General features: G+C 59.0%; 18 protein-coding genes and 2 pseudogenes. 14 read left to right on the top strand and 6 right to left on the bottom strand.

The genetic code is table 11. The features are described 5' to 3' along the window. Positions 1–217: 217 nt before the first annotated feature. The gene (glcC, locus tag KW848_RS26940) at positions 218–985 is read right to left on the bottom strand and encodes a transcriptional regulator GlcC (RefSeq protein ID WP_218538602.1); all 768 of its coding nucleotides are present in this window, start codon (positions 983–985) and stop codon (positions 218–220) included. A gap of 234 nt (positions 986–1,219) precedes the next feature. Between glcC and glcD the strand changes: the two genes are divergently transcribed. The 6 genes and pseudogenes from glcD to KW848_RS26910 all read left to right on the top strand — a co-directional run. Continuing rightward, complete coding sequence (glcD, locus tag KW848_RS26935) at positions 1,220–2,719, top strand: glycolate oxidase subunit GlcD (protein ID WP_111448640.1); 1,500 nt, start codon at positions 1,220–1,222, stop codon at positions 2,717–2,719. Then, positions 2,719–3,783, top strand: a complete 1,065-nt coding sequence (glcE, locus tag KW848_RS26930; protein WP_218538601.1) for a glycolate oxidase subunit GlcE — start codon at positions 2,719–2,721, stop codon at positions 3,781–3,783. The genes glcD and glcE overlap by 1 nt, the downstream gene beginning before the upstream one ends. 3 nt (positions 3,784–3,786) lie before the next feature. Further along, positions 3,787–5,028 (top strand): glycolate oxidase subunit GlcF, encoded by a 1,242-nt coding sequence (glcF, locus tag KW848_RS26925; protein WP_218538600.1) that lies wholly within the window; start codon positions 3,787–3,789, stop codon positions 5,026–5,028. Further along, positions 5,025–5,426, top strand: a complete 402-nt coding sequence (locus tag KW848_RS26920; RefSeq protein WP_134097463.1) for a heme-binding protein — start codon at positions 5,025–5,027, stop codon at positions 5,424–5,426. The genes glcF and KW848_RS26920 overlap by 4 nt, the downstream gene beginning before the upstream one ends. A 51-nt stretch (positions 5,427–5,477) precedes the next feature. Next, positions 5,478–7,658, top strand: a complete 2,181-nt coding sequence (locus KW848_RS26915) for a malate synthase G (protein WP_218538599.1) — start codon at positions 5,478–5,480, stop codon at positions 7,656–7,658. A 100-nt stretch (positions 7,659–7,758) separates the two neighbouring features. Further along, positions 7,759–8,176: pseudogene (locus tag KW848_RS26910) on the top strand (dienelactone hydrolase family protein); the annotation flags it as partial. Between the two features lie 21 nt (positions 8,177–8,197). Here the strand turns inward: KW848_RS26910 and mug are convergent. Then, positions 8,198–8,719: a G/U mismatch-specific DNA glycosylase gene (mug, locus tag KW848_RS26905; protein WP_218538598.1), complete on the bottom strand. Its 522-nt coding sequence runs from the start codon at positions 8,717–8,719 to the stop codon at positions 8,198–8,200. A gap of 8 nt (positions 8,720–8,727) precedes the next feature. Further along, a complete protein-coding gene (locus tag KW848_RS26900) occupies positions 8,728–9,354 on the bottom strand; it encodes a TetR/AcrR family transcriptional regulator (RefSeq protein WP_218538597.1) in 627 nt (208 codons plus the stop codon). 226 nt (positions 9,355–9,580) lie between these two features. Between KW848_RS26900 and KW848_RS26895 the strand changes: the two genes are divergently transcribed. From KW848_RS26895 to KW848_RS26875, 5 genes are all read left to right on the top strand, one after another. Beyond that, positions 9,581–10,717 carry an HlyD family secretion protein gene (locus KW848_RS26895; RefSeq protein ID WP_218538596.1) on the top strand — a complete coding sequence of 379 codons (1,137 nt, stop codon included), beginning with the start codon at positions 9,581–9,583 and terminating at the stop codon, positions 10,715–10,717. After that, positions 10,717–12,201 carry a DHA2 family efflux MFS transporter permease subunit gene (locus KW848_RS26890; RefSeq protein WP_218538595.1) on the top strand — a complete coding sequence of 495 codons (1,485 nt, stop codon included), beginning with the start codon at positions 10,717–10,719 and terminating at the stop codon, positions 12,199–12,201. Before KW848_RS26895 ends, KW848_RS26890 begins: the two co-directional genes overlap by 1 nt. Positions 12,202–12,220: 19 nt before the next feature. Beyond that, positions 12,221–13,711 carry an efflux transporter outer membrane subunit gene (locus tag KW848_RS26885; RefSeq protein WP_218538594.1) on the top strand — a complete coding sequence of 497 codons (1,491 nt, stop codon included), beginning with the start codon at positions 12,221–12,223 and terminating at the stop codon, positions 13,709–13,711. 23 nt (positions 13,712–13,734) lie between these two features. Then, positions 13,735–14,685 carry an aldo/keto reductase gene (locus KW848_RS26880; protein WP_218538593.1) on the top strand — a complete coding sequence of 317 codons (951 nt, stop codon included), beginning with the start codon at positions 13,735–13,737 and terminating at the stop codon, positions 14,683–14,685. Positions 14,686–14,751: 66 nt separating this feature from the next. Then, on the top strand, positions 14,752–15,690 hold the full coding sequence (locus tag KW848_RS26875; protein ID WP_218538592.1) for a LysR family transcriptional regulator: 939 nt from the start codon (positions 14,752–14,754) through the stop codon (positions 15,688–15,690). Between the two features lie 63 nt (positions 15,691–15,753). Here the strand turns inward: KW848_RS26875 and KW848_RS26870 are convergent, their stop codons facing one another. Further along, positions 15,754–16,026 (bottom strand): DUF2790 domain-containing protein, encoded by a 273-nt coding sequence (locus KW848_RS26870; RefSeq protein ID WP_218538591.1) that lies wholly within the window; start codon positions 16,024–16,026, stop codon positions 15,754–15,756. Positions 16,027–16,264: 238 nt separating this feature from the next. Here KW848_RS26870 and KW848_RS26865 point away from each other — a divergent pair, with 238 nt between their 5' ends. Continuing rightward, entirely contained in the window at positions 16,265–16,717 is a 453-nt protein-coding gene (locus tag KW848_RS26865) for a hypothetical protein (protein ID WP_218538590.1), read from the top strand. A gap of 38 nt (positions 16,718–16,755) precedes the next feature. Here KW848_RS26865 and KW848_RS26860 read toward each other — a convergent pair whose 3' ends face one another. Then, complete coding sequence (locus KW848_RS26860; protein ID WP_218538589.1) at positions 16,756–17,292, bottom strand: dihydrofolate reductase family protein; 537 nt, start codon at positions 17,290–17,292, stop codon at positions 16,756–16,758. A gap of 204 nt (positions 17,293–17,496) precedes the next feature. Between KW848_RS26860 and KW848_RS32535 the strand changes: the two are divergent. After that, positions 17,497–17,793, top strand: a pseudogene (locus KW848_RS32535) (helix-turn-helix domain-containing protein); the annotation flags it as partial. An 85-nt stretch (positions 17,794–17,878) separates the two neighbouring features. Here the strand turns inward: KW848_RS32535 and KW848_RS26850 are convergent. Continuing rightward, on the bottom strand, positions 17,879–18,196 hold the full coding sequence (locus KW848_RS26850) for a carboxymuconolactone decarboxylase family protein (RefSeq protein WP_008157167.1): 318 nt from the start codon (positions 18,194–18,196) through the stop codon (positions 17,879–17,881). A 212-nt stretch (positions 18,197–18,408) separates the two neighbouring features. On the opposite strand from KW848_RS26850, the gene KW848_RS26845 reads away from it, so the two are divergent. Next, positions 18,409–19,782: a glutamine synthetase family protein gene (locus KW848_RS26845; RefSeq protein WP_008157169.1), complete on the top strand. Its 1,374-nt coding sequence runs from the start codon at positions 18,409–18,411 to the stop codon at positions 19,780–19,782.

Here is a 19,782-nt window from a genome sequence, read left to right as displayed (position 1 = left end):
GCTTGGGTGAAAGGAGGAGGGGCGAAATCTCCCACGGTCTGTACTGCGTCAACAGTCGGAATCGAGCCTTGTCCCTCCTCCTCCCTTCAAGTCCTACCATACAAGCGAGCCTGCTCGCGAAGGCGGATTTACATTCAACATTGATGTCGACTAACAGGGCCTCATCGCGAGCAGGCTCGCTCCCACAGGGGAATGCGTACGCCTGAAGACCCGGGCATTACGCCCACCCCTCAAGTCGCAGTGTGGCCCGAACCAATCGTTGCTCTTCACTTTCGATTTCCTTGAGGTTCTCGCAGATGCTCTGAATATGCGCAATGGCAGCCTTGCGCGCCTGCTCCGGCATACGACCGGTGACAGCGTTGTAGAGCCGCGCATGTTGACGGTCGATCTGACGCTTTTGCGGCTCCCGGTGATAAAGGTTGTTCACCGAAGCAAACACCGTGTTCAGCAGCAAGTCCGTCAGCGAGCGCAAGGTCTGCACCAGCACCGGATTATGCGAGGCCTCGCAAATCGCCAGGTGAAACGCATGATCGAGCCGGGCGTGTTCGGACGCCTCCAGCGAATGGCTATGGGCGTCGATCAACGCCTCATAGCTGCGGGTGATGAGCACAAAATCGGCGTCGGTTCCGCGCAACGCCGCCAAGCGTGCGGACTCGCCTTCGAGCAGGCTGCGGACCTCGAACAAATCGTAAAGCGTGCGAGGCTGTGAGCTGAACAAATGCATCAGCGGTGACGCGGCACCGTGCCCCGAAAGATCGGCAACAAATGAGCCCTTGCCCTGTTCTGTCTTGATAATCCCGCGAGCGCGCAACAGCTTCAGGCCCTCGCGAAGTGCCGTGCGGGAAACGCCGAGTTTTTCGGTCAGACGACGCTCCGACGGCAACAGTTGCCCGGTCTTGAGTACCCCGTCCACGATCAGCCGTTCTATACGTTCACAGACCACGTCTGCGACTTGTGGATTACGGCTCGTTTCTGCCCTTTCCATCGACTCTCCAACTGGTATGACCAGCCTCGCGGCCAAAACCACAAATGTTCAACCACAAACATAAACTTATGTTTTAAAACTGTTTTTTTTCATCAGTTAAAAACTACTGAATAAAAAACTGGTTCGACCAGCCAAACAACACATAGACAGTAGAACGCCTCAGGCCAATGATGCAAGTCAGTGCTAAACGGACACAGACCTCCTATAAAAACAACTGAGGGTCGTCAACCGACTATGAACATTCTTTACGATGAACGCGTCGATGGCGTCCTGCCTGATGTCGACAAAACCGCCTTGCTGCAAGCCCTGCAAACACAGTGGCCGGATCTGGAAGTCCTGCATCAACAGGAAGAGCTCAAACCGTACGAATGCGACGGACTTTCTGCTTACCGCACCACGCCCATGCTGGTGGTACTGCCGCGCCACATCGACGAGGTGCAAGGCGTGCTCCGACTCTGCCATGAGCGACAAGTCGCGGTGGTTGCCCGCGGTGCCGGCACCGGTTTGTCCGGCGGTGCATTGCCGCTGGAAAAAGGCGTACTGCTGGTGATGGCGCGCTTCAACTCTATTCTGCACATCGACCCCGCCGCCCGCACGGCCCGGGTTCAGCCGGGGGTGCGCAATCTGGCGATTTCCCAGGCTGCAGCGCCGTTTGGCTTGTATTACGCGCCAGACCCTTCCTCGCAAATCGCTTGTTCAATCGGCGGCAATGTGGCGGAAAACGCCGGTGGCGTGCATTGCCTGAAGTACGGGCTGACCGTACACAACCTGCTCAAGGTCGACATCCTCACCGTCGACGGCGAACACCTGACCCTGGGTTCCCAGGCGCTCGACTCTCCGGGTTTCGATCTGCTGGCGTTGTTCACCGGTTCCGAAGGCATGCTCGGTGTCATCACCGAGGTCACGGTCAAACTGCTGCCCAAACCCCAGACCGCCAAAGTGCTGCTGGCGGCGTTCGATTCCGTCGAGAAGGCTGGCCGCGCGGTGGGTGACATTATTGCCGCCGGGATTATCCCCGGCGGCCTGGAAATGATGGACAACCTGGCCATTCGCGCCGCCGAAGACTTTATCCACGCCGGCTACCCGGTCGACGCCGAAGCCATTCTGCTGTGTGAGCTCGATGGCGTTGAAGCCGACGTTCATGATGACTGCGACCGTGTGCGCCAGGTGTTGGAACAGGCCGGCGCCACCGAAGTGCGCCAGGCCCGCGATGAAGCCGAACGCGTGCGCTTCTGGGCCGGGCGCAAAAATGCCTTTCCCGCGGTGGGCCGTCTCTCACCGGATTATTACTGCATGGACGGGACGATCCCGCGCCGCGAGTTGCCCGGTGTGCTGCAGGCGATCGCCGCGCTATCGGCCGAGTACGGCCTGCGGGTGGCCAACGTTTTTCACGCCGGTGACGGCAACATGCACCCGCTGATTCTGTTCGATGCCAACCAACCGGGTGAGCTCGATCGCGCTGAAACCCTGGGCGGCAAGATCCTCGAATTGTGCGTGAAGGTCGGCGGCAGCATTACCGGTGAACACGGCGTGGGCCGGGAGAAAATCAATCAGATGTGCGCGCAGTTCAATAGCGACGAATTGACCGTGTTCCATGCCGTGAAAGCCGCTTTCGATCCGAGTGGTTTGCTCAACCCCGGCAAGAACATTCCGACGCTACACCGTTGCGCCGAGTTCGGTGCCATGCACGTTCACATGGGTCAGTTGCCCTTCCCTGAACTGGAGCGTTTCTGATGCGCAGCGAACACGATATCGACGACAGCGCCTCGCTGCTGGAACAGGTCAACCAGGCGCTGCAAAACGCCACGCCGTTGCGCATTCAAGGCGCCAACAGCAAGGCGTTTCTTGGGCGCATCATGGCGGGCGAAGTGCTCGACACGCGCAGCCACCGAGGCATCGTCAGCTACGACCCGACCGAGCTGGTGATCACCGTACGCTGCGGCACCCCGCTGGCAGAACTGGCGGAAGTGTTGGACGCGGCACAGCAGATGTTGCCCTGCGAACCGCCCTCCTTCGGCGACGGCGCCACGGTCGGCGGCATGATCGCCAGCGGGCTGTCGGGTCCACGGCGTCCCTGGTCCGGCTCCGTCAGGGACTTCGTCCTTGGGACACGGGTCATCACCGGCCACGGCAAGCATTTGCGCTTTGGCGGCGAAGTCATGAAAAACGTCGCCGGCTACGACCTGTCGCGGCTGATGGCCGGCAGCTACGGCTCGTTGGGCGTGGTCACCGAAGTCTCGCTCAAGGTCCTGCCCAAGCCGCGTCAAACCTTAAGCATCAGCCTGGAAATGGACAGTGATCGCGCCTTGCTGCGCCTCGCCGAATGGGGCCAACAACCGTTGCCGATCAGCGCTGCGTGCCACGATGGGGAACGCCTGCACCTGCGACTTGAGGGTGGCGAAGGTTCAGTGGCAGCGGCACATGACCGATTGGGCGGCGAGTTGCTCGACGCTTCTTATTGGGCTGATCTCAACGAACATCGATTGAGTTTCTTCGATGAGGACCAGGCACTTTGGCGCCTGTCTGTCCCTCACAACACGCCTCGGCTTTCCCTGCCTGGCGGTCAGTTGCTCGATTGGGGCGGTGCGCAGCGCTGGCTCAAATCCGACGCAGAGGCAACGTTCATTCGCTCGATCGTCGAAGAAGTCGGCGGGCATGTGACCTGCTACACCCATGGCCTGATCGACAGCCCGTTCCAACCGTTGCCTGATGCATTGATGCGCTACCACCGGAACTTGAAGCAACAACTCGATCCCCGGGGCATCTTCAACCCCGGACGCCTGTACGCGGAGCTTTGACCCATGCAGACCACCTTGAGTGAACAAGCCCGCCAACTGCCCCGCGCCGAAGAAGCCGAAAGCATCTTGCGCACCTGCGTGCACTGCGGTTTCTGCAATGCCACCTGCCCGACCTATCAATTGCTCGGCGATGAACTGGACGGACCGCGGGGCCGCATTTACCTGATCAAACAGGTTCTGGAGGGCAACGAAGTCACGCAGAAGACCCAACAGCACCTGGATCGCTGCCTGTCCTGCCGTAACTGCGAAACCACCTGCCCTTCCGGCGTCGACTATCACAACTTGCTGGACATCGGCCGGGCGGTGGTCGATGCGGCGGTGCCGCGCCCACTGGGTCAGCGCTTGTTGCGTGAAGGATTGCGCAGCGTCGTCCCCAATCCGGCGCTGTTCAAAGCGCTGGTCAGCAGCGGCCAGGTGTTCCGGGCGTTGTTGCCCAACACCTTGCAGATAAAGTTGCCTCGCCGCGTCTATCCGGCCAAGCCGCGCCCGGTCACTCGCCACGCCCGGCAGGTGTTAATGCTCGAAGGCTGCGTGCAACCGAGCCTGTCGCCCAATACCAACGCCGCCGCCGCGCGAGTACTGGATCGACTGGGGATCAGCGTCATCGCGACCCGCGAGGCCGGATGCTGCGGCGCCGTGGATTATCACCTCGACGCTCAGGCAGCCGGCCTGGATCGCGCCCGCCGCAATATCGATGCGTGGTGGCCAAGCATTGAAAACGGTGCCGAAGCCATCGTGCAAACCGCCAGCGGTTGCGGTGCGTTCATCAAAGATTATGGTCACCTGCTCAGCACCGATCCGGCGTATGCCGAGAAGGCGAAAAAGGTCAGTGCGCTGGCCAAGGATCTGGTCGAAGTGCTGCGCGACGAGCCGCTGGAAAAGCTCGGTATCCACAGCGCCCAGCGCCTGGCCTTTCATTGCCCCTGCACCTTGCAGCACGCGCAGAAACTGGGGGGGGCGGTGGAAGCGATTCTGATCAGTCTGGGCTTCAACCTCACGCCTGTTGCCGACAGTCACCTGTGCTGCGGCTCGGCGGGCACTTATTCGCTAACCCAACCCGAACTGTCCCGGCAACTGCGCGACAACAAGCTCAATGCACTGGAAAGCGGACATCCCGAAGTCATTGTCACGGCCAATATCGGCTGTCAGTCCCACCTCGACGGTGCGGGCCGAACCCCTGTCAGGCACTGGATCGAACTGGTCGAAGCCGCCTTGCCCTCACCGAGCACTGGAGTATCCCCATGAAAAGCAAAGCCGTACTGAGCCAGACCGAAGTCAGCCAAATCCTCGCGGCTGCACGCACCGAAGCACAGAACAACCAATGGGCCGTGACCATCGTGGTTGTCGATGACGGCGGCCATCCCCTGGCCCTCGAACGCCTCGACGGTTGCGCTCCGATTGGCGCCTACATCGCCACCGAAAAGGCCCGCACTTCGGCCCTGGGTCGGCGCGAATCCAAAGGCTATGAAGAGATGGTCAATGGCGGGCGCCACGCCTTTTTGTCGGCGCCATTGTTGACGTCCCTTGAGGGCGGCGTGCCGATCATCGTCGACGGTCAGGTGATCGGCGCGGTCGGGGTGTCCGGGGTCAAAGCCGAGCAGGACGCGCAGGTGGCCAAAGCTGGGGCGCAATGCCTGAACTGAACAGGGGCGTTATCCGCGCTCGATAAATTCTGTGTGATGGAGATGCAAAAAGTGACCGATTTCGTGAACTGCCAAGGCCTCAAGGTCGCCCCTGTCTTGCAACGTTTCGTTGATCTGGACGTGCTGCCGGGAACCGGCCTGGACCCTCAAGCGTTCTGGAGTGGTTTCGCCGCACTGGTGCATGAACTCGCACCTATCAACCGCGCGCTGCTGGCTGAACGGGATCGCCTGCAAACCGAACTGGACACCTGGCACCGCGCCCACCCGGGACCGGTGACGGACATGGCGGCTTATCGCAGCTTCCTGAGCGGTATCGGTTACCTGCAACCGCAACCCGCAGACGTCAAGGTCAGCACCGCCAACGTCGATACGGAAATCAGTGTGCAGGCCGGACCGCAACTGGTCGTCCCGGCGGTCAACGCGCGTTATGCGCTCAACGCAGCCAATGCGCGCTGGGGTTCGCTGTACGACGCGCTCTACGGTACCGATGTGATTTCCAATGACGGCGGCGCCGAACCGGGCCGGACTTACAATCCTGTGCGCGGGGCGAAGGTCATCGCGTTTGCCCGTGGCTTCCTGGATCAGGCATTCCCCTTGAGCAGCGGTTCCCATGCCGAAGTGGCGCGTTACCGAATCGACAACGGCACACTGCAAGCCTCCTTGAAAGACGGCAGCCAAACCGGTTTATCGAACACCGCGCAGTACGTCGGCTACCAGGGTTCCCTCGCTGATCCCACGGCCATTCTGCTGAAAAACAACGATCTGCACGTCGAGATTCAGATCGATCGGCAGAGCGTTATCGGCCAGGCTGACGCCGCTGGGGTCAAGGATCTGCTGATTGAAGCAGCGCTCTCGACCATCATTGATTGTGAAGACTCGGTGGCGGCGGTCGACGCCGATGACAAGGTGCAGGTGTACCGCAACTGGTTGGGTTTGATGAAGGGCGACCTGAAAGAGGACCTGGAGAAAAACGGTAAAACCATCACGCGACGGTTGAACCCGGACCGCGAGTACACCGCGGCCGATGGCCGCTCACTGTCGCTGCACGGGCGGTCGTTGCTGTTCATCCGCAACGTCGGACACCTGATGACCAGCCCGGCGATTCTCGACAAGGATGGACTGGAAATCCCGGAAGGTATTCTCGACGGCGTCATCACCAGCCTGATTGCCTTGCATGACCTGCAACGTCGCGGCAACTCCCGGACCGGTAGCGTCTACATCGTCAAACCGAAAATGCACGGCCCCGCCGAAGTGGCCTTCGCCGAGCAGTTGTTCAGCCGCATCGAAGACTTGCTCCAGCTCGAACGTCATACCCTGAAAATGGGCATCATGGACGAGGAGCGGCGCACCAGCGTCAACCTCAAGTCCTGCATCGCCGCAGCGTCCTCACGGGTCGCGTTCATTAACACCGGTTTCCTGGATCGCACCGGCGATGAGATGCACACCGCCATGGAAGCGGGCGCGATGCTGCGCAAGGGCGACATGAAAAATACCTCGTGGATCGAGGCCTACGAGCGCAACAACGTGCTCGTTGGTCTGGACTGTGGATTGCGTGGGCGGGCGCAGATCGGTAAAGGCATGTGGGCCATGCCGGACCGGATGACCGAAATGCTCAAGCAAAAAATCGCCCACCCACAAGCGGGCGCGAATACCGCGTGGGTGCCCTCGCCGACCGCTGCGACCCTGCACGCGCTGCATTACCATCAGGTCAACGTGCGCTCGGTGCAGGCGTCCCTTGAAACAACGGACTTCGGTGCCGCCGGCCCGGCACTTCTGGACGGCTTGCTCAGCGTGCCGGTCGTCACCGCCCCGTCCTGGTCAGCCGATGAAATTCGGCAGGAAGTCGAAAATAACGCGCAAGGTTTGCTGGGGTATGTGGTGCGCTGGGTTGAACAAGGCATCGGCTGCTCGAAGGTGCCCGACATCCATAACGTGGGGTTGATGGAAGATCGCGCGACCTTGCGCATTTCCAGTCAGCACATGGCCAACTGGCTGCGACACGGGGTGATCACCCAGGATCAGGTCGTCGAGATTTTGCAGCGCATGGCGCGGGTCGTTGATGAGCAAAACGCCGGAGATCCGATCTACACGCCCATGGCGCCGGATTTCGAGCAGTCGGTTGCGTTTCAAGCGGCTTGCGCATTGGTGTTCGAGGGATGCGCACAACCCAATGGTTATACCGAACCGCTGCTGCATAAATTCCGGCGCGTGTATAAGCAGTCGAGGGTGTAATCGGAGGAAATAAAAAAAGAAGAGGCTAAGGCCTCTTTTTTTGTGAGCGCCTACGCTCGATAGGTATCGCTCACCGACCCGCCAAAGAGGAAGCGCACAGATGCCCCGTCTCACTGCGAAAGACTTTGCTCCGGAACTGCTCGAACTGTACGACTACTACGCCCACGGCAAGATCAACCGGCGAGATTTTCTGGATCGGGGCGGCGTTGTTCACTTTGGGTGGTTTGACCGCCAGCGCGCTCCTCGCCGCCCTGAGTCCGAATTATGCGCTCGCCGAGCAGGTTGAATTTACCGACCCGGACATCGTTGCCGAGTACATCACCTATCCATCACCCAAAGGTAACGGGCAAGTCCGTGGCTATCTGGTGCACCCGGCGAAAGCCACCGGCAAGGTGCTCGCGGTGGTGGTCGTGCATGAAAACCGCGGGCTCAACCCGTATATCGAAGACGTCGCGCGGCGTGTGGCCAAGGCAGGCTTCATTGCCCTCGCCCCTGATGGCCTGGAACCGGACGCTGGGGTGGTTTCGGCGGTACCTGGCTTAAGGGTGAGGTTGCTCGCCGGTTGCTAAATAGAGTTGGCGGTACGCGCCCACCAGTTGATCAAGCGTGAACGCGCGATTTCGCCCGCTGGGATTGGGCAGGATCCATACCGAAGCATTGCCGAAGGTCTTTGGCTGAAGCCCCCATGCAATGTCTCGTTGACCGGATAGCGCGCAATACGCCGCTTTACCGAGAAACGCCACAAAGCGCGGCGCATAGCGCAGGATTTTTTGTTCGAAGTCCGCAGCGGCAGCGATGAACTCATGGGCAGACAACTGATCCGCTCGGGCCGTAGGCCGTTCCACCACGGCCGTTAATCCACACTGATACTGCAAGATCGTCCGATCGTTTTCCGGGCGCACCTCCTCAGGCGTAAACCCCGCGAGATGCAGCGTGCGCCAGAAGCGATTGCCCCTGCCCGCAAAATGGTGGCCTTGGGCAGCGGCCGTCATGCCTGGGTTGATGCCACAAAAAATCACGGCCAGCTGTTCGGCAAGAATATCGTCGAGTCCTTCACTCACCGTAAACCTCACCCACCGCAGATCACGTTGACCGCGCTGCGCACAAGCTCGGTCAATTCAGCGCGGGATTTGCCCGCCCGCGCACGTATCGAAATGCTATGCAGCAGGGATGACGCGAGTACGGCAAGGGCCGCCGGGTCGACATCGCCTTTCAATTCACCAGAACTGATGGCCGTTCGCAGACGCGTTTCGAGATCGGCATCGAGCCTGCTGAGCCGGTCCGACAGCACGTCTCGTATTTCAGAATCCTCGACGGCTTCGGTCGTCGCCGTGCCGATCGCAAAGCACCCACGCGGCTGACCGTCACCCGAGAAGTAGATCGACAACTGCCCTTCATAAAACCGCATCAATGCCTGGTTCAAGGTCAGTTCGTTGTCTGTCAGCGCCTCCTGCATGGCCGCAGCGGCAAACTCCCAATACTGCTCCAGCGCTTTTATATAGAGCGCGTGCTTGTCACCGAATGCCGCATAGAGGCTTGGGCGATTCATGCCCGCCGCCGTGGCGATGCTGTCCAAGGAAGCGCCGGAATATCCGGTACTCCAAAAAACATCAAGTGCCTGCAACAGCGCTGTCTGCGGGTCATACGCGCGTGGGCGGCCGCGGCCTTTCGCCTCTGTAATCTTTTTTTGTGCCATGTCGTACAAAATCCTTGAATGAAAGTGAGCCCGGGGGATATTCTTACACCATCGCACAAAATTAAGGAACCAGAAATTCCTTGGCTTTGAGGTTTGTTGTAGCGGAGCTCGAACTGGGTATTGCGGCGACGAAACAGAGGCGGCGGAGCGATCCTCCTGACCGCACACGGTATGGCTGTTTTTGCGGGTGTTAGCCCGACTTCCCGGTTAATAGGTGCAATCGATCATGACCAAACAGTTCGACATCCCAGCTACACAGACCTTCGAGCATCCAGGGCCGAACCCGTCTGACTCACCGATCAAGAAGCCGCTTAAAGAGAAAATTCGGCCATTGCTGATGGTGGGGTTCCCTGTCCTCTTCGCTGCAGTTGGGTACGCCCACTATGTCGCGGGTGAGCCCTTTGTTTCGACCGATAACGCTTACGCCCGAGTAGCGAAGGCATCGGTCAACGCGCGCATTTCCGGGCAAGTCGTCGAGATCGCCGTCGAGGACAACCAGCCTGTTCACAAAGGCCAGATTCTGTTCCGGATCGACCCGAAACCGCTGCAGATCGCGGTTGACCGTGCACAAGCGCAGTTGAGCGTCGCGCGGTTGCGCATTGATGGCCTCAAGGCCAGCTACCGCCAGCAGCAGGCTGAACTGCAATCGGCTAAAGAGTCGGCCGATTTCGACCAGCGGGATTTTGCCCGCAAGAAGGCGCTGGTCGCTACAGAGTTTGTCTCGCGCTCGATTTACGAGCGCGCCGACACTGACGTTAAAGTGGCCCGGCAACGAATCGCGTCGGTCGAACAACAGATCGCCAGTACGATCGTTGCCTTGAACGGCAATCCAGACATCGAAGCCGATAGTCACCCGTCGGTTCGCGAGGCCAAGGCTCAGCTCGACGAGGCGCAGCTGTATCTCTCGTACGCGACGGTGTATGCGCCGGACGATGGCATCGTGGCCAAGGTCGACGACTTGCAGGTGGGCAACTATGTGAACAACGGTGCGCCAGCCTTTGCACTGCTGTCCGATCGCGAGATCTGGGTTGAGGCCAACTTCCGCGAAACCGACGTGACCCACATGCGTCCAGGCCAGGACGCGACCATCAGGATCGATACGTATCCTGATCGCGTCTTCAAAGCCCACGTGACCAGCATGAGCCCCGGTGCCGGCTCGGACTTCGCCCTGCTGCCGCCGGAAAATGCGACCGGCAACTGGGTCAAGGTTGTGCAGCGGGTACCAGTCCGACTCGAACTCGATGAGATGGACCCTGCCCTGCCGCTTTTCTCGGGTACCAGCGCCACGGTCAAGATCGATACCGGTTATCGCACGCCTTGGTGGCATCCGCTCAAGGCCCTGTTGTCCGCAGGTAACTTCTGATGAACGCCAAACTTGCCGGACCTCAAGGTGCGCGGACATTAAGGTTCGCCGCGCTGCTCGCCACCTATATGCAGTCGGCGAACCTGCCTTTGCCGAATGCGGTTCTCAGGTTGATTCAGGGCAGCCTGTCGATGACCGACGACCAGGCTGGCTGGATATTCACCTCGTACCTCGCGGCGAGCGCCATCACGATGCCGATTGCGCAATGGCTCGCCGGGCGCTATGGCTTGAAACTGGTTTATCAAGCCGCGCTGGCCTTCTTCGTCCTTGGCTTGCTGCTCGCGACGCAGGCAACGACGCCGTTGGAATTCGTGGGCGCACGCATTATTCAAGGCCTGGCGAGTGGCGTGCTGGCACCGCTGTCGATGGCGATTTCCCTGGAGACATTGCCCCTCGAGAAGCGTGCGAAATTTGGCGCGACGTGGACGGCCATCGTGCTGTTCGGCATCGTCAGCGGCCCGAGCATCGGCGGTTGGCTCGGCGAACATTTCGGATGGCGCCCGATCTTCTACATCAGCCTTCCGCTGGCGGCGTTTATCTTCCTGGTGATGGCGCTGTTGCTTGCCGAGAAAAAGGCCGAGAAACGTCCGTCGTTCGACTTCTTTGGCTTCGGCAGCTTCACGCTGGGTTTGATCAGCCTGCAAATGTTGCTCGACCGTGGTGAACGCCTGGACTGGTTTGCCTCGACCGAAATCTGGCTGGAAGCGATCGGCTGTGCACTGGGGCTCTACCTGTTCGCTGCGCATGTGCTGACCACGAAGGTGCATTTCCTCAACAAGCGTTTGTTCAACGACCGCAACTTCGTGCTCTCGACGGTGATCTTTTTCGCCGTGGGTTTCGTGCTGTTATCAACCATGGCGCTGACCTCGCCGATGCTCGACGAGATTCTCGGCTACCCGCCTGACACCACGGGTTCCCTGACGATTCCGCGCGGGATCGGGCTGGTCGGTGCGTTCCTGTTGATGAGCCGTGTTCCCGAGCGTTTCGACCGTCGGTTGTTCGTGGCGGCAGGCGTCGCCGTGGTGATTTATGCCAACTGGCTGATGCTCGGCTATTCGCCGTTGATGGACTGGTCGCCCGTGGCGGTGGCGGGTGCGATCCAGGGCATTGGCATCGGCATCTTGATGCCGTCGCTGACCAAGGTCGCGTTCAGCACGCTCGACCCGACGTTACGCCAGGAAGGCACCGGTCTGTTCAACCTGTCACGCGTGTACGGCAGCACCCTGGGCGTTGCGATTGTGCAGCTGTTCTTCTTCAACAACACGCAGGCGATGCACATGGCGCTGGCCAGTAACCTGACGCCGTATCGCGCCGCTGCGCATTCCGCGCCGACGTCCCTGCAAGCACTGGCGGGGCTCAACGAAATGATCACCGGCCAGGCCGCGTTTATCGCGGTGGTCGACCAGTTCAAGATTTTGATGTTCGCGATGCTGGTGGTCAGCCCACTGGTTGTCTTTCTTCGCAAGCCCGTTCCGACCAACTAGTTTTCGTGGAGTTTGCCAAATGAAATTCCCTGCACGCTTCATCAATAGACAAATGTTCAAAACCACGTTCGGTGCGGTGTCGGCTCTCGCGTTCCTGACCGCCTGCACCGTCGGCCCTGACTATCAAATGCCGCCACCGAGCCTGTCGCAGCACTACGATCAACAGGCCGAGCAGCGTCTTGGCCAAGGCAGCAACAAGCCTGGCGAGCAGCGCATCGACCTTGGCAAAAAGGTCAACGGTGACTGGTGGTCTGCGTTTCGTTCACCGAAGCTCGACAAGCTTGTACGTCGCGCCATTGACGGCAATCTTGAGCTCGTGGCCGCAGACGCGACGATCCGGCAAGCGGCTTCCTCCGTCGCTGCGGCGGAAGGTGCGCTGTATCCGCAGGTCGATTTTGGTGCCCAGGCTGGCCGCCAACGGGTGCACAACGCGAAAGAACCTTCCACCTCCAACTTCTATGCGATTGGGCCGCGGGTTGGCTTCGACCTTGACGTTTTCGGCGGTAACAAACGGCAGGTCGAACAACAGCAAGCGTTTACCGATCTGCAGACGCATCGCTACGAAGCGGCGTACCTGACTCTGACGGGCGATGTCGCGAGTCAGGCGTTGTTGCTGGCCTCTGCCAGCGCACAGATGGCAGCCGTCGAAAAGTTGCTCGCCAATGACGCAAAGAACCTCGAACTGGTGCGCATGGCGCACGCCAATGGCAGCACCACGCAGATCGATGTTTCACTGGCCGAAACCCGGCTCGCCCAGGACCGCACGCTGTTGCCGCCCCTCGCCCAGCAGCGCGACTCGGCACGTCACGCACTCTCGATTCTGACGGGCAAAGGCCCGGCTGACTGGATCGCACCTGACTTCACGCTCGCCGAGTTTGCCTTGCCGGCAAACGTGCCGGTCAGTCTCCCTTCCGAAATGGCCCACGACCGGCCGGACGTACGACAAGCCGAGGCAGAACTGCACATGGCCAGCGCCGCGGTTGGCGTGGCGACAGCCAACCTCTATCCGCATGTTGAACTGTCCGCGTCGCTTGCACAGGCGGCTTCAGGCAATGGCGGCGCCGCACTCTGGGGCTTCGCCGCCGGGCTCACGGCGCCCATCTTCAATGGCGGAACGCTGAAAGCTGAACGCCAGGCCGCCGTCGACGGCTACAAGGCAACCCTCGCCGGCTACCAGCAAACCGTCATTAGTTCGTTCGGTCAGGTCGCTGACACCTTGCAGGCGATCAATCATGACGCCGAGGAAAACCTGGCCCAGGAGGACGCGTTGCGCGCGGCGGAAACGAGCTTTCGGTTGAACCAGCAAGCCTACGCGCAAGGCGAGAACAGCATTCTCCAGGTGCTGGAGGCGGAACGTGCTTATGAGCAAGCGTTACTGGGTCAAATCAGAGTGAAGACTGCGCAGTACCTCGACACGGTGCGGCTGTACGTGGCACTCGGCGGTAATTCCGTCGGTGTATTTGAGCAACGAGTGGCCAGTCGCGAAGACCAGAAACCTTCCTATCAATAGAGCCCGATATTGGAGTAAAAGCTATGCCTTACGAATCATTTCACGATGCACTTCGCGATACCCGATTCCCTCTGATACACGGTTCGGGTGAGATGCCGGCCGTTGGCTTTGGCACGTTGTTTCGGGATCTCAGCGTCACAACTCAAGCGGTCAAAGACGCGCTGGAAGCAGGATTTCGCCATTTCGACTGTGCAGAACGTTATCGAAATGAAGAGAGGGTCGGCGTTGCCCTGCAGGAAGTGATTGAGGCAGGCAAGGTCCGGCGCGAGGACGTGTTCATTACCACCAAATTGTGGAACACCAACCATCGTCCCGAGCGCGTCGAACCTGCTTTCGAGGCGAGTTGCCGACGACTCCAAGTGGATTACATCGACTGCTATCTGATCCATACGCCGTTTGCCTTTAAGCCCGGTGATGATCAGGACCCAAGAGACGAGCACGGTCGAGTTATCTACGACTCCGGCGTGACGTTAATTGAAACCTGGCGGGCGCTCGAGCGCCTGGTGGATGAAGGCCGCTGCAAGTCCATCGGCTTGTCTGATATCACGCTGGAGCGGTTACAAGAGATTGTGGCAGTGGCCCGGATAAAACCCGCCGTCGTGCAGGTTGAATCCCACCCTTATTTGCCTGAATGGGAACTGCTTGAGTATTGTCAGCAGCACGGAATTATCGTCCTTGCCTTTGCGCCACTCGGGCATGGCATGGAGCCGAACGTATTGGAAGACTCGGTGATTACAGGGATCGCCAAGCGCATACAGAAAACTCCGCCTCAAGTAGCATTGGCCTGGTCGGTCCAGCGGGGAGTCGCTTTCCTGACCACGTCTGCGACGCCGAGCCATATTCAGGAAAACATTGATATTTCTACCCTGCCGCACAGGGCCATGCTTGAAATCAAGGAAGAGATTACGACCCGGGTTCGATTCAACTCAGTCGTGGAAACGGGTGTACCTGGATTTATTCCGCAGAAGAAGTAATACACCACGAGGGGGCGGTCTTTTTGCAGGGCCGCCCTCTTTATCCATACCCTTGAGGTGGAAACGATGGACGTTTTCCAAACCATGCGTTTTTTTGTTGCGGTCGCTCAAAGCGGTAGCTTTACCGCGGCGGCTGAGGTGTTGGACACCACAACAACCAACGTTTCCAAAGCGGTCTCCAGCCTGGAGGCCAGGCTTCAAACTCGCCTGATTAACCGCACAACCCGACGCCTGGCGCTGACCGAAGCCGGTCTGCGCTACTTGCAACGCTGCGAGAAAATTCTTGAAGAAGTGCGTGAAGCGGACGAAGAAGCAGGCACGGCTCATACCTTGCCCGTTGGCCGGCTGAAGATTCACGCGATGTCAGCCATTGGCAACCATTACGTGATCGATGCCATCGCCCGCTATCGAGAGACTCATCCCTCGGTGATGTTTGATCTGACCCTGACCAACCGGCTCCCTGACTTGCTGGAAGAAGGCTATGACATGTCGATTGTCTTGGCGCGGGATTTACCCGATTCAGGGTTTGTCGCTCAGCGCCTCGGCATGACCTACAGCATCCTCTGCGCCTCGCCTGCGTACCTGAAGAAACGCGGACACCCCGAGTCCCCGAGTGCACTGGGCTCACATGATTGTCTGAGAATTGTGAATAGCGTCATGCCGGCTGAAAACTGGGCATTTGAGGGGCCCGAAGGCATGGAAACCGTCAACGTCCCGCTGTCGCCCTTGCACATCAACACCGCCGATGGCATGACCATCGCGATTACCAACGGGATGGGCATCGGCATTCAGCCGATTGCTTCGGCAGTCGACGGTCTCAAGGCGGGTACGTTAGTGCGGGTACTACCCGACTATCATCTTGAAGAGTTGAATCTATTTGCAATCTACCCATCAAGAAAGTTCGTGGATGCAAAGATCAAGACATGGGTGGAATTTCTTAAAAGTTATATTCCAGGCTTGTTGGCATCCGATGAAACAATCACCGGTTCACCCAGGAAACGATAACAACATTTGAAATCACGAGTGCGGCAGGCATGGAGTGTCGACCCTCCATCTTCCACACACGACTCAACCGTTTGAACAGCCAGTGCCCATGACTTGATACTGCAGGATATGCCGTTGCCCCTGAGAGTCTTCATACGTCATTTGCGCCGGGACGGGCCCGCACTGGTCAGGAATATCTGACACTGTAATGACTTTCTGGATATCCAGTTTCATGTCGTAAGTGTACGTGTCTACAGGCGTCTTGCTCTTCGCGGCAGTAGACTGGCTTTCGCCTGCAAAGGCCTGTGTACCTAAAACGCCAAGCGCAAAAACCATCACAAGTTTTGAAATTTTCATCGTATTCACCCTATCGTCCAAAGTTAACCTCGTGAGCGAGTTGACACTGACGCTATTGGCTCATTCGGTAGAGACGATGCTAGGTGTTTACCCCTCCCTCAAACAGCGACCCACTGGACAAACACTGTTGCCAGATTCCGCATGAATGGAGGATTTCGAACAGACAACGCCAGGAAGACGACGAATGAGCTATACCCGCTAATCTCCCATTGCAGTTCTTCACCGCAGGAGGTTGGTAATGAAGCGTAGAAACTCACTTGCAGCGCTAATGGTCACCGCAAGCCTTTTCGGCTGCACCACTTCATCAAACCATGGCGTGAGCGTTCCTTTGGTTGCCACCCGGCAAAACACCGGTCAAATCGGCAATGTAACGCTGGCCGACTGGGGCAAAGAAACCGGGCTCAGTTTCTTCATCAGTGGTGCGCCAAGCGGGGCGTCTCTGCCCTTGCGCCTTTTCACCTTCATCAATAAAGGCAGCTGCCAGCACCCCGGGCCAGTCGCTTACGCAATGAATGATCATGTCACCACCGAACGCCAGGCCATACGCGGCTGGGCGTTCTCAAGAAGCGCACCGGTCGCACTGCCGGTCCTGCTGGCCGGCGAGTACTCCATCGTCGTTCGAAGTGCGCCGGACAGTGGCAACATCGATATTTTTTGCGGAGATATCAGGCACAAAGGCTCAGGGAAATAGCCTCGATTTGACCTGCCCCCGCCTTCATCGCGGGCAGGTCATGGGGCCAGCCGATAGGTGGATTGCACCAGACCCGAAGGAAAGCTACGGCTGGATACCAGTCTCAAATCAATGTCCTTTATCAATGCACCGAACAGCGGCCTTCCCGAGCCGATCAACACAGGAACAGTGGTGATGACGATATCGGCAATGAGCCCTTCGCGCAGGAATGACTGCACCAGCCGCCCGCCATCGACATAAACCCGACGTACGTTCTGCCCAGCCAGTTTCTCAATCGTGTCCTTTGGCGAGAGGTTGCAGAACCGAACCTTGTCCTGCAGCGCCTCGGGCACGGGTGTATCGGCCAGCTGTTCAGAAAGCACCAGTACGGGGCGGTCATAGGGCCATGTGTCGAGGGTCAACACCTTTTCATAGCTCCCGCGCCCCATCACGATCATGTCGATATCAGCGATAAAGGCTGCATAGCCGTGATCCTCGGTCGGATCATCGCGCTGTAACAGCCACTCGATGTCGCCATCTTGCCGGGCGATGAAACCATCCAGACTTATGGCGATGAAAACGTGTGCAGTGATCATTGGACGCTCCCTGTTTATTCGCGATATACCATTATCAGAACAAAGACCAAACACAAAGCCCACCCTGAATGGAGCTGATGTTAATGATGCGGCCCATCGAACCCAGCAGCGTCACGTCGGCAGCCTTGCTCATGATCAGTGCGAAACCGAGCGTTGTCGCGCCCTAAAAATCTGTGATTGTCGAACCTGCAATCGTCTGCGCGAATCCGACGCCAAACACCCGCGCAGGCGATTCAAAGCCTGGTCGCCGATCACCGTTCAGCACCCGGCGCGCAGCCTCCACAGCCGCCACAGCCGCCAACGGCGTATCAAAAAAGGGGCCGCTTGCTTCAGGTCTGGACTCTGCTAGTGGCCCACGCCAGAAGTGTCACGAGTGCAGCATTCGAGGTCGGTTATGAGAGCGCTACGCAATTCAGCCGCGATTACGCACGAGTGTTCGGCTTGCCGCCCTCAGGAGATGCCGCGCGGATTGTTGGAGAAACCCTGGGCCAGAGAAAATAGCCAAAAAATGACTGCCGAAGTGTAAAGGAGTCCACCCCGTTGCTTAGGTCAAGGCGACAGGCGCCCTGCCTGCCAGCGAACTCGTTCACGTCTCAATCACATCATCCGCCCAACTGATGGCCGCAACGACGGTGGGGAAACCGATCGTACTCGTCAGGGAGATCAGCGTGTGACGGATCTGCTCTGGTGTAGCGCCCGCCTCCAGTGCCCGTCGGGTATGGCTGTGCACCGCGCCCTCAGAGCGGATGGCCGCCGCGGCACCGAGCTGGATCAGTTGGACAACGATCTCTTCCAGTGGGCCGGTATGACGCACCGCCGTCCCCAAGGCCTCCACGGCGGCCAGGTAATCCGGGTACTGCTGTTCGAGGCGTTGGTAGGTGTTGTGCGCTTTCTTCTTTGTCATGTTTGTTTCCTCGCGTTGGAGGGCGATCAATTCGCGCCTTTGCGCTCGAGTCATCAGGCTGCGATTGGCGAAACTTGCACACTGCAACAGTAGGCTACGCTTACAGCAGCTTATTGCACACGATGCTCGCGTCTGCAGGTTTTGGTTGGTTCTGGAGAGCGTCTGCAACAGCTATTTCAGACAGGCCCAAACAATTCACGCAGGACTACGTGATGACCGAGCCCCTCCTCAGTTTTGATCAACTCAAGCGTGCCGCCGCGTCCGGCGAGATCGATACCGTGCTGGTCTGCATGGTCGACATGCAAGGCCGACTGGTCGGCAAACGATTCCAGGTCGAGTTTTTCATCGACAGCGGCCATGAAGAAACCCATTGCTGCAATTACCTGCTGGCCGACGACATCGACATGGAGCCGGTGCCGGGTTACGCCGCAGCCAGCTGGAGCAAAGGCTATGGCGACTTTGTGCTCAAACCCGACATGGCCACGTTGCGACGGGTGCCCTGGCTCGAGTGCACGGCGCTGGTGCTCTGCGATGTACTCGATCATCACCATCGGCGCGACTTGCCGCACAGCCCCCGGGCGATTCTGAAAAAGCAGGTCGAGCGACTGCGCGAGCGCGGCTACACCGGCATGTTCGCTTCAGAGCTGGAGTTCTATCTGTTCGACGAGAGCTACGAGGCCATCCACGAGCGCAATTACCACAAGCCGAAGACGGCTGGTCATTACATCGAGGACTACAACATCCTGCAGACCACCCGCGAAGAGCCGGTGCTGCGGGCGATTCGCAAGCATCTGCAGGCCAGCGGCATTCCCGTCGAAAATTCCAAGGGTGAATGGGGGCCGGGTCAGGAAGAGATCAACATCCGTTACGCCGACGCGCTGACCATGGCCGACCACCACGTCATCATCAAACACGCCTGCAAAGAGATCGCACAACTGCAGGGCAAGGCGATCACGTTCATGGCCAAGTGGCGTTATGACGCCGCCGGTTCCAGCAGCCACATCCACAATTCGCTGTGGGACAAGAACGGTAAAAAGCCTTTGTTCTTCGACGCCAAGGCGGAGTTCGGCATGTCGAAACTGATGCGCTCCTGGGTGGCCGGGCAGCTCAAGTACGCCAACGACATCACCTGTTTTCTCGCGCCCTACATCAATTCATACAAGCGTTTTCAGGCCGGCACCTTTGCCCCGACCCGGGCTGTGTGGAGTCGGGACAATCGCACCGCAGGTTTCCGTTTGTGCGCAGAAGGCAGCAAATCCATCCGCATCGAATGTCGCATTGGCGGGGCCGACCTCAACCCTTATCTGGCCTTCGCCGCTTTGATCGCTGCGGGACTGGCCGGTATCGACGAGAAGCTCAGCCTCGCGCCGCCCTTCGAGGGTGATGCCTACGTCGACGAACACTTGCCTGAAGTATCGAAGACCCTGCGCGAAGCCTGCGCCGCACTCCAGGGCTCAACCATGTTGCGCGAAGCGTTCGGCGATGAAGTGATCGACCACTACGTGCACACCGCCGAATGGGAGCAGAAAGAGTACGACCGGCGGATCACCGACTGGGAACTGCAGCGCGGGTTTGAGCGCTATTGA

It is taken from the genome of Pseudomonas sp. PDM25 (assembly GCF_019219045.1).
Classification (GTDB): Bacteria; Pseudomonadota; Gammaproteobacteria; order Pseudomonadales; family Pseudomonadaceae; genus Aquipseudomonas.
This window is presented reverse-complemented; position numbering and strand designations above follow the sequence as displayed.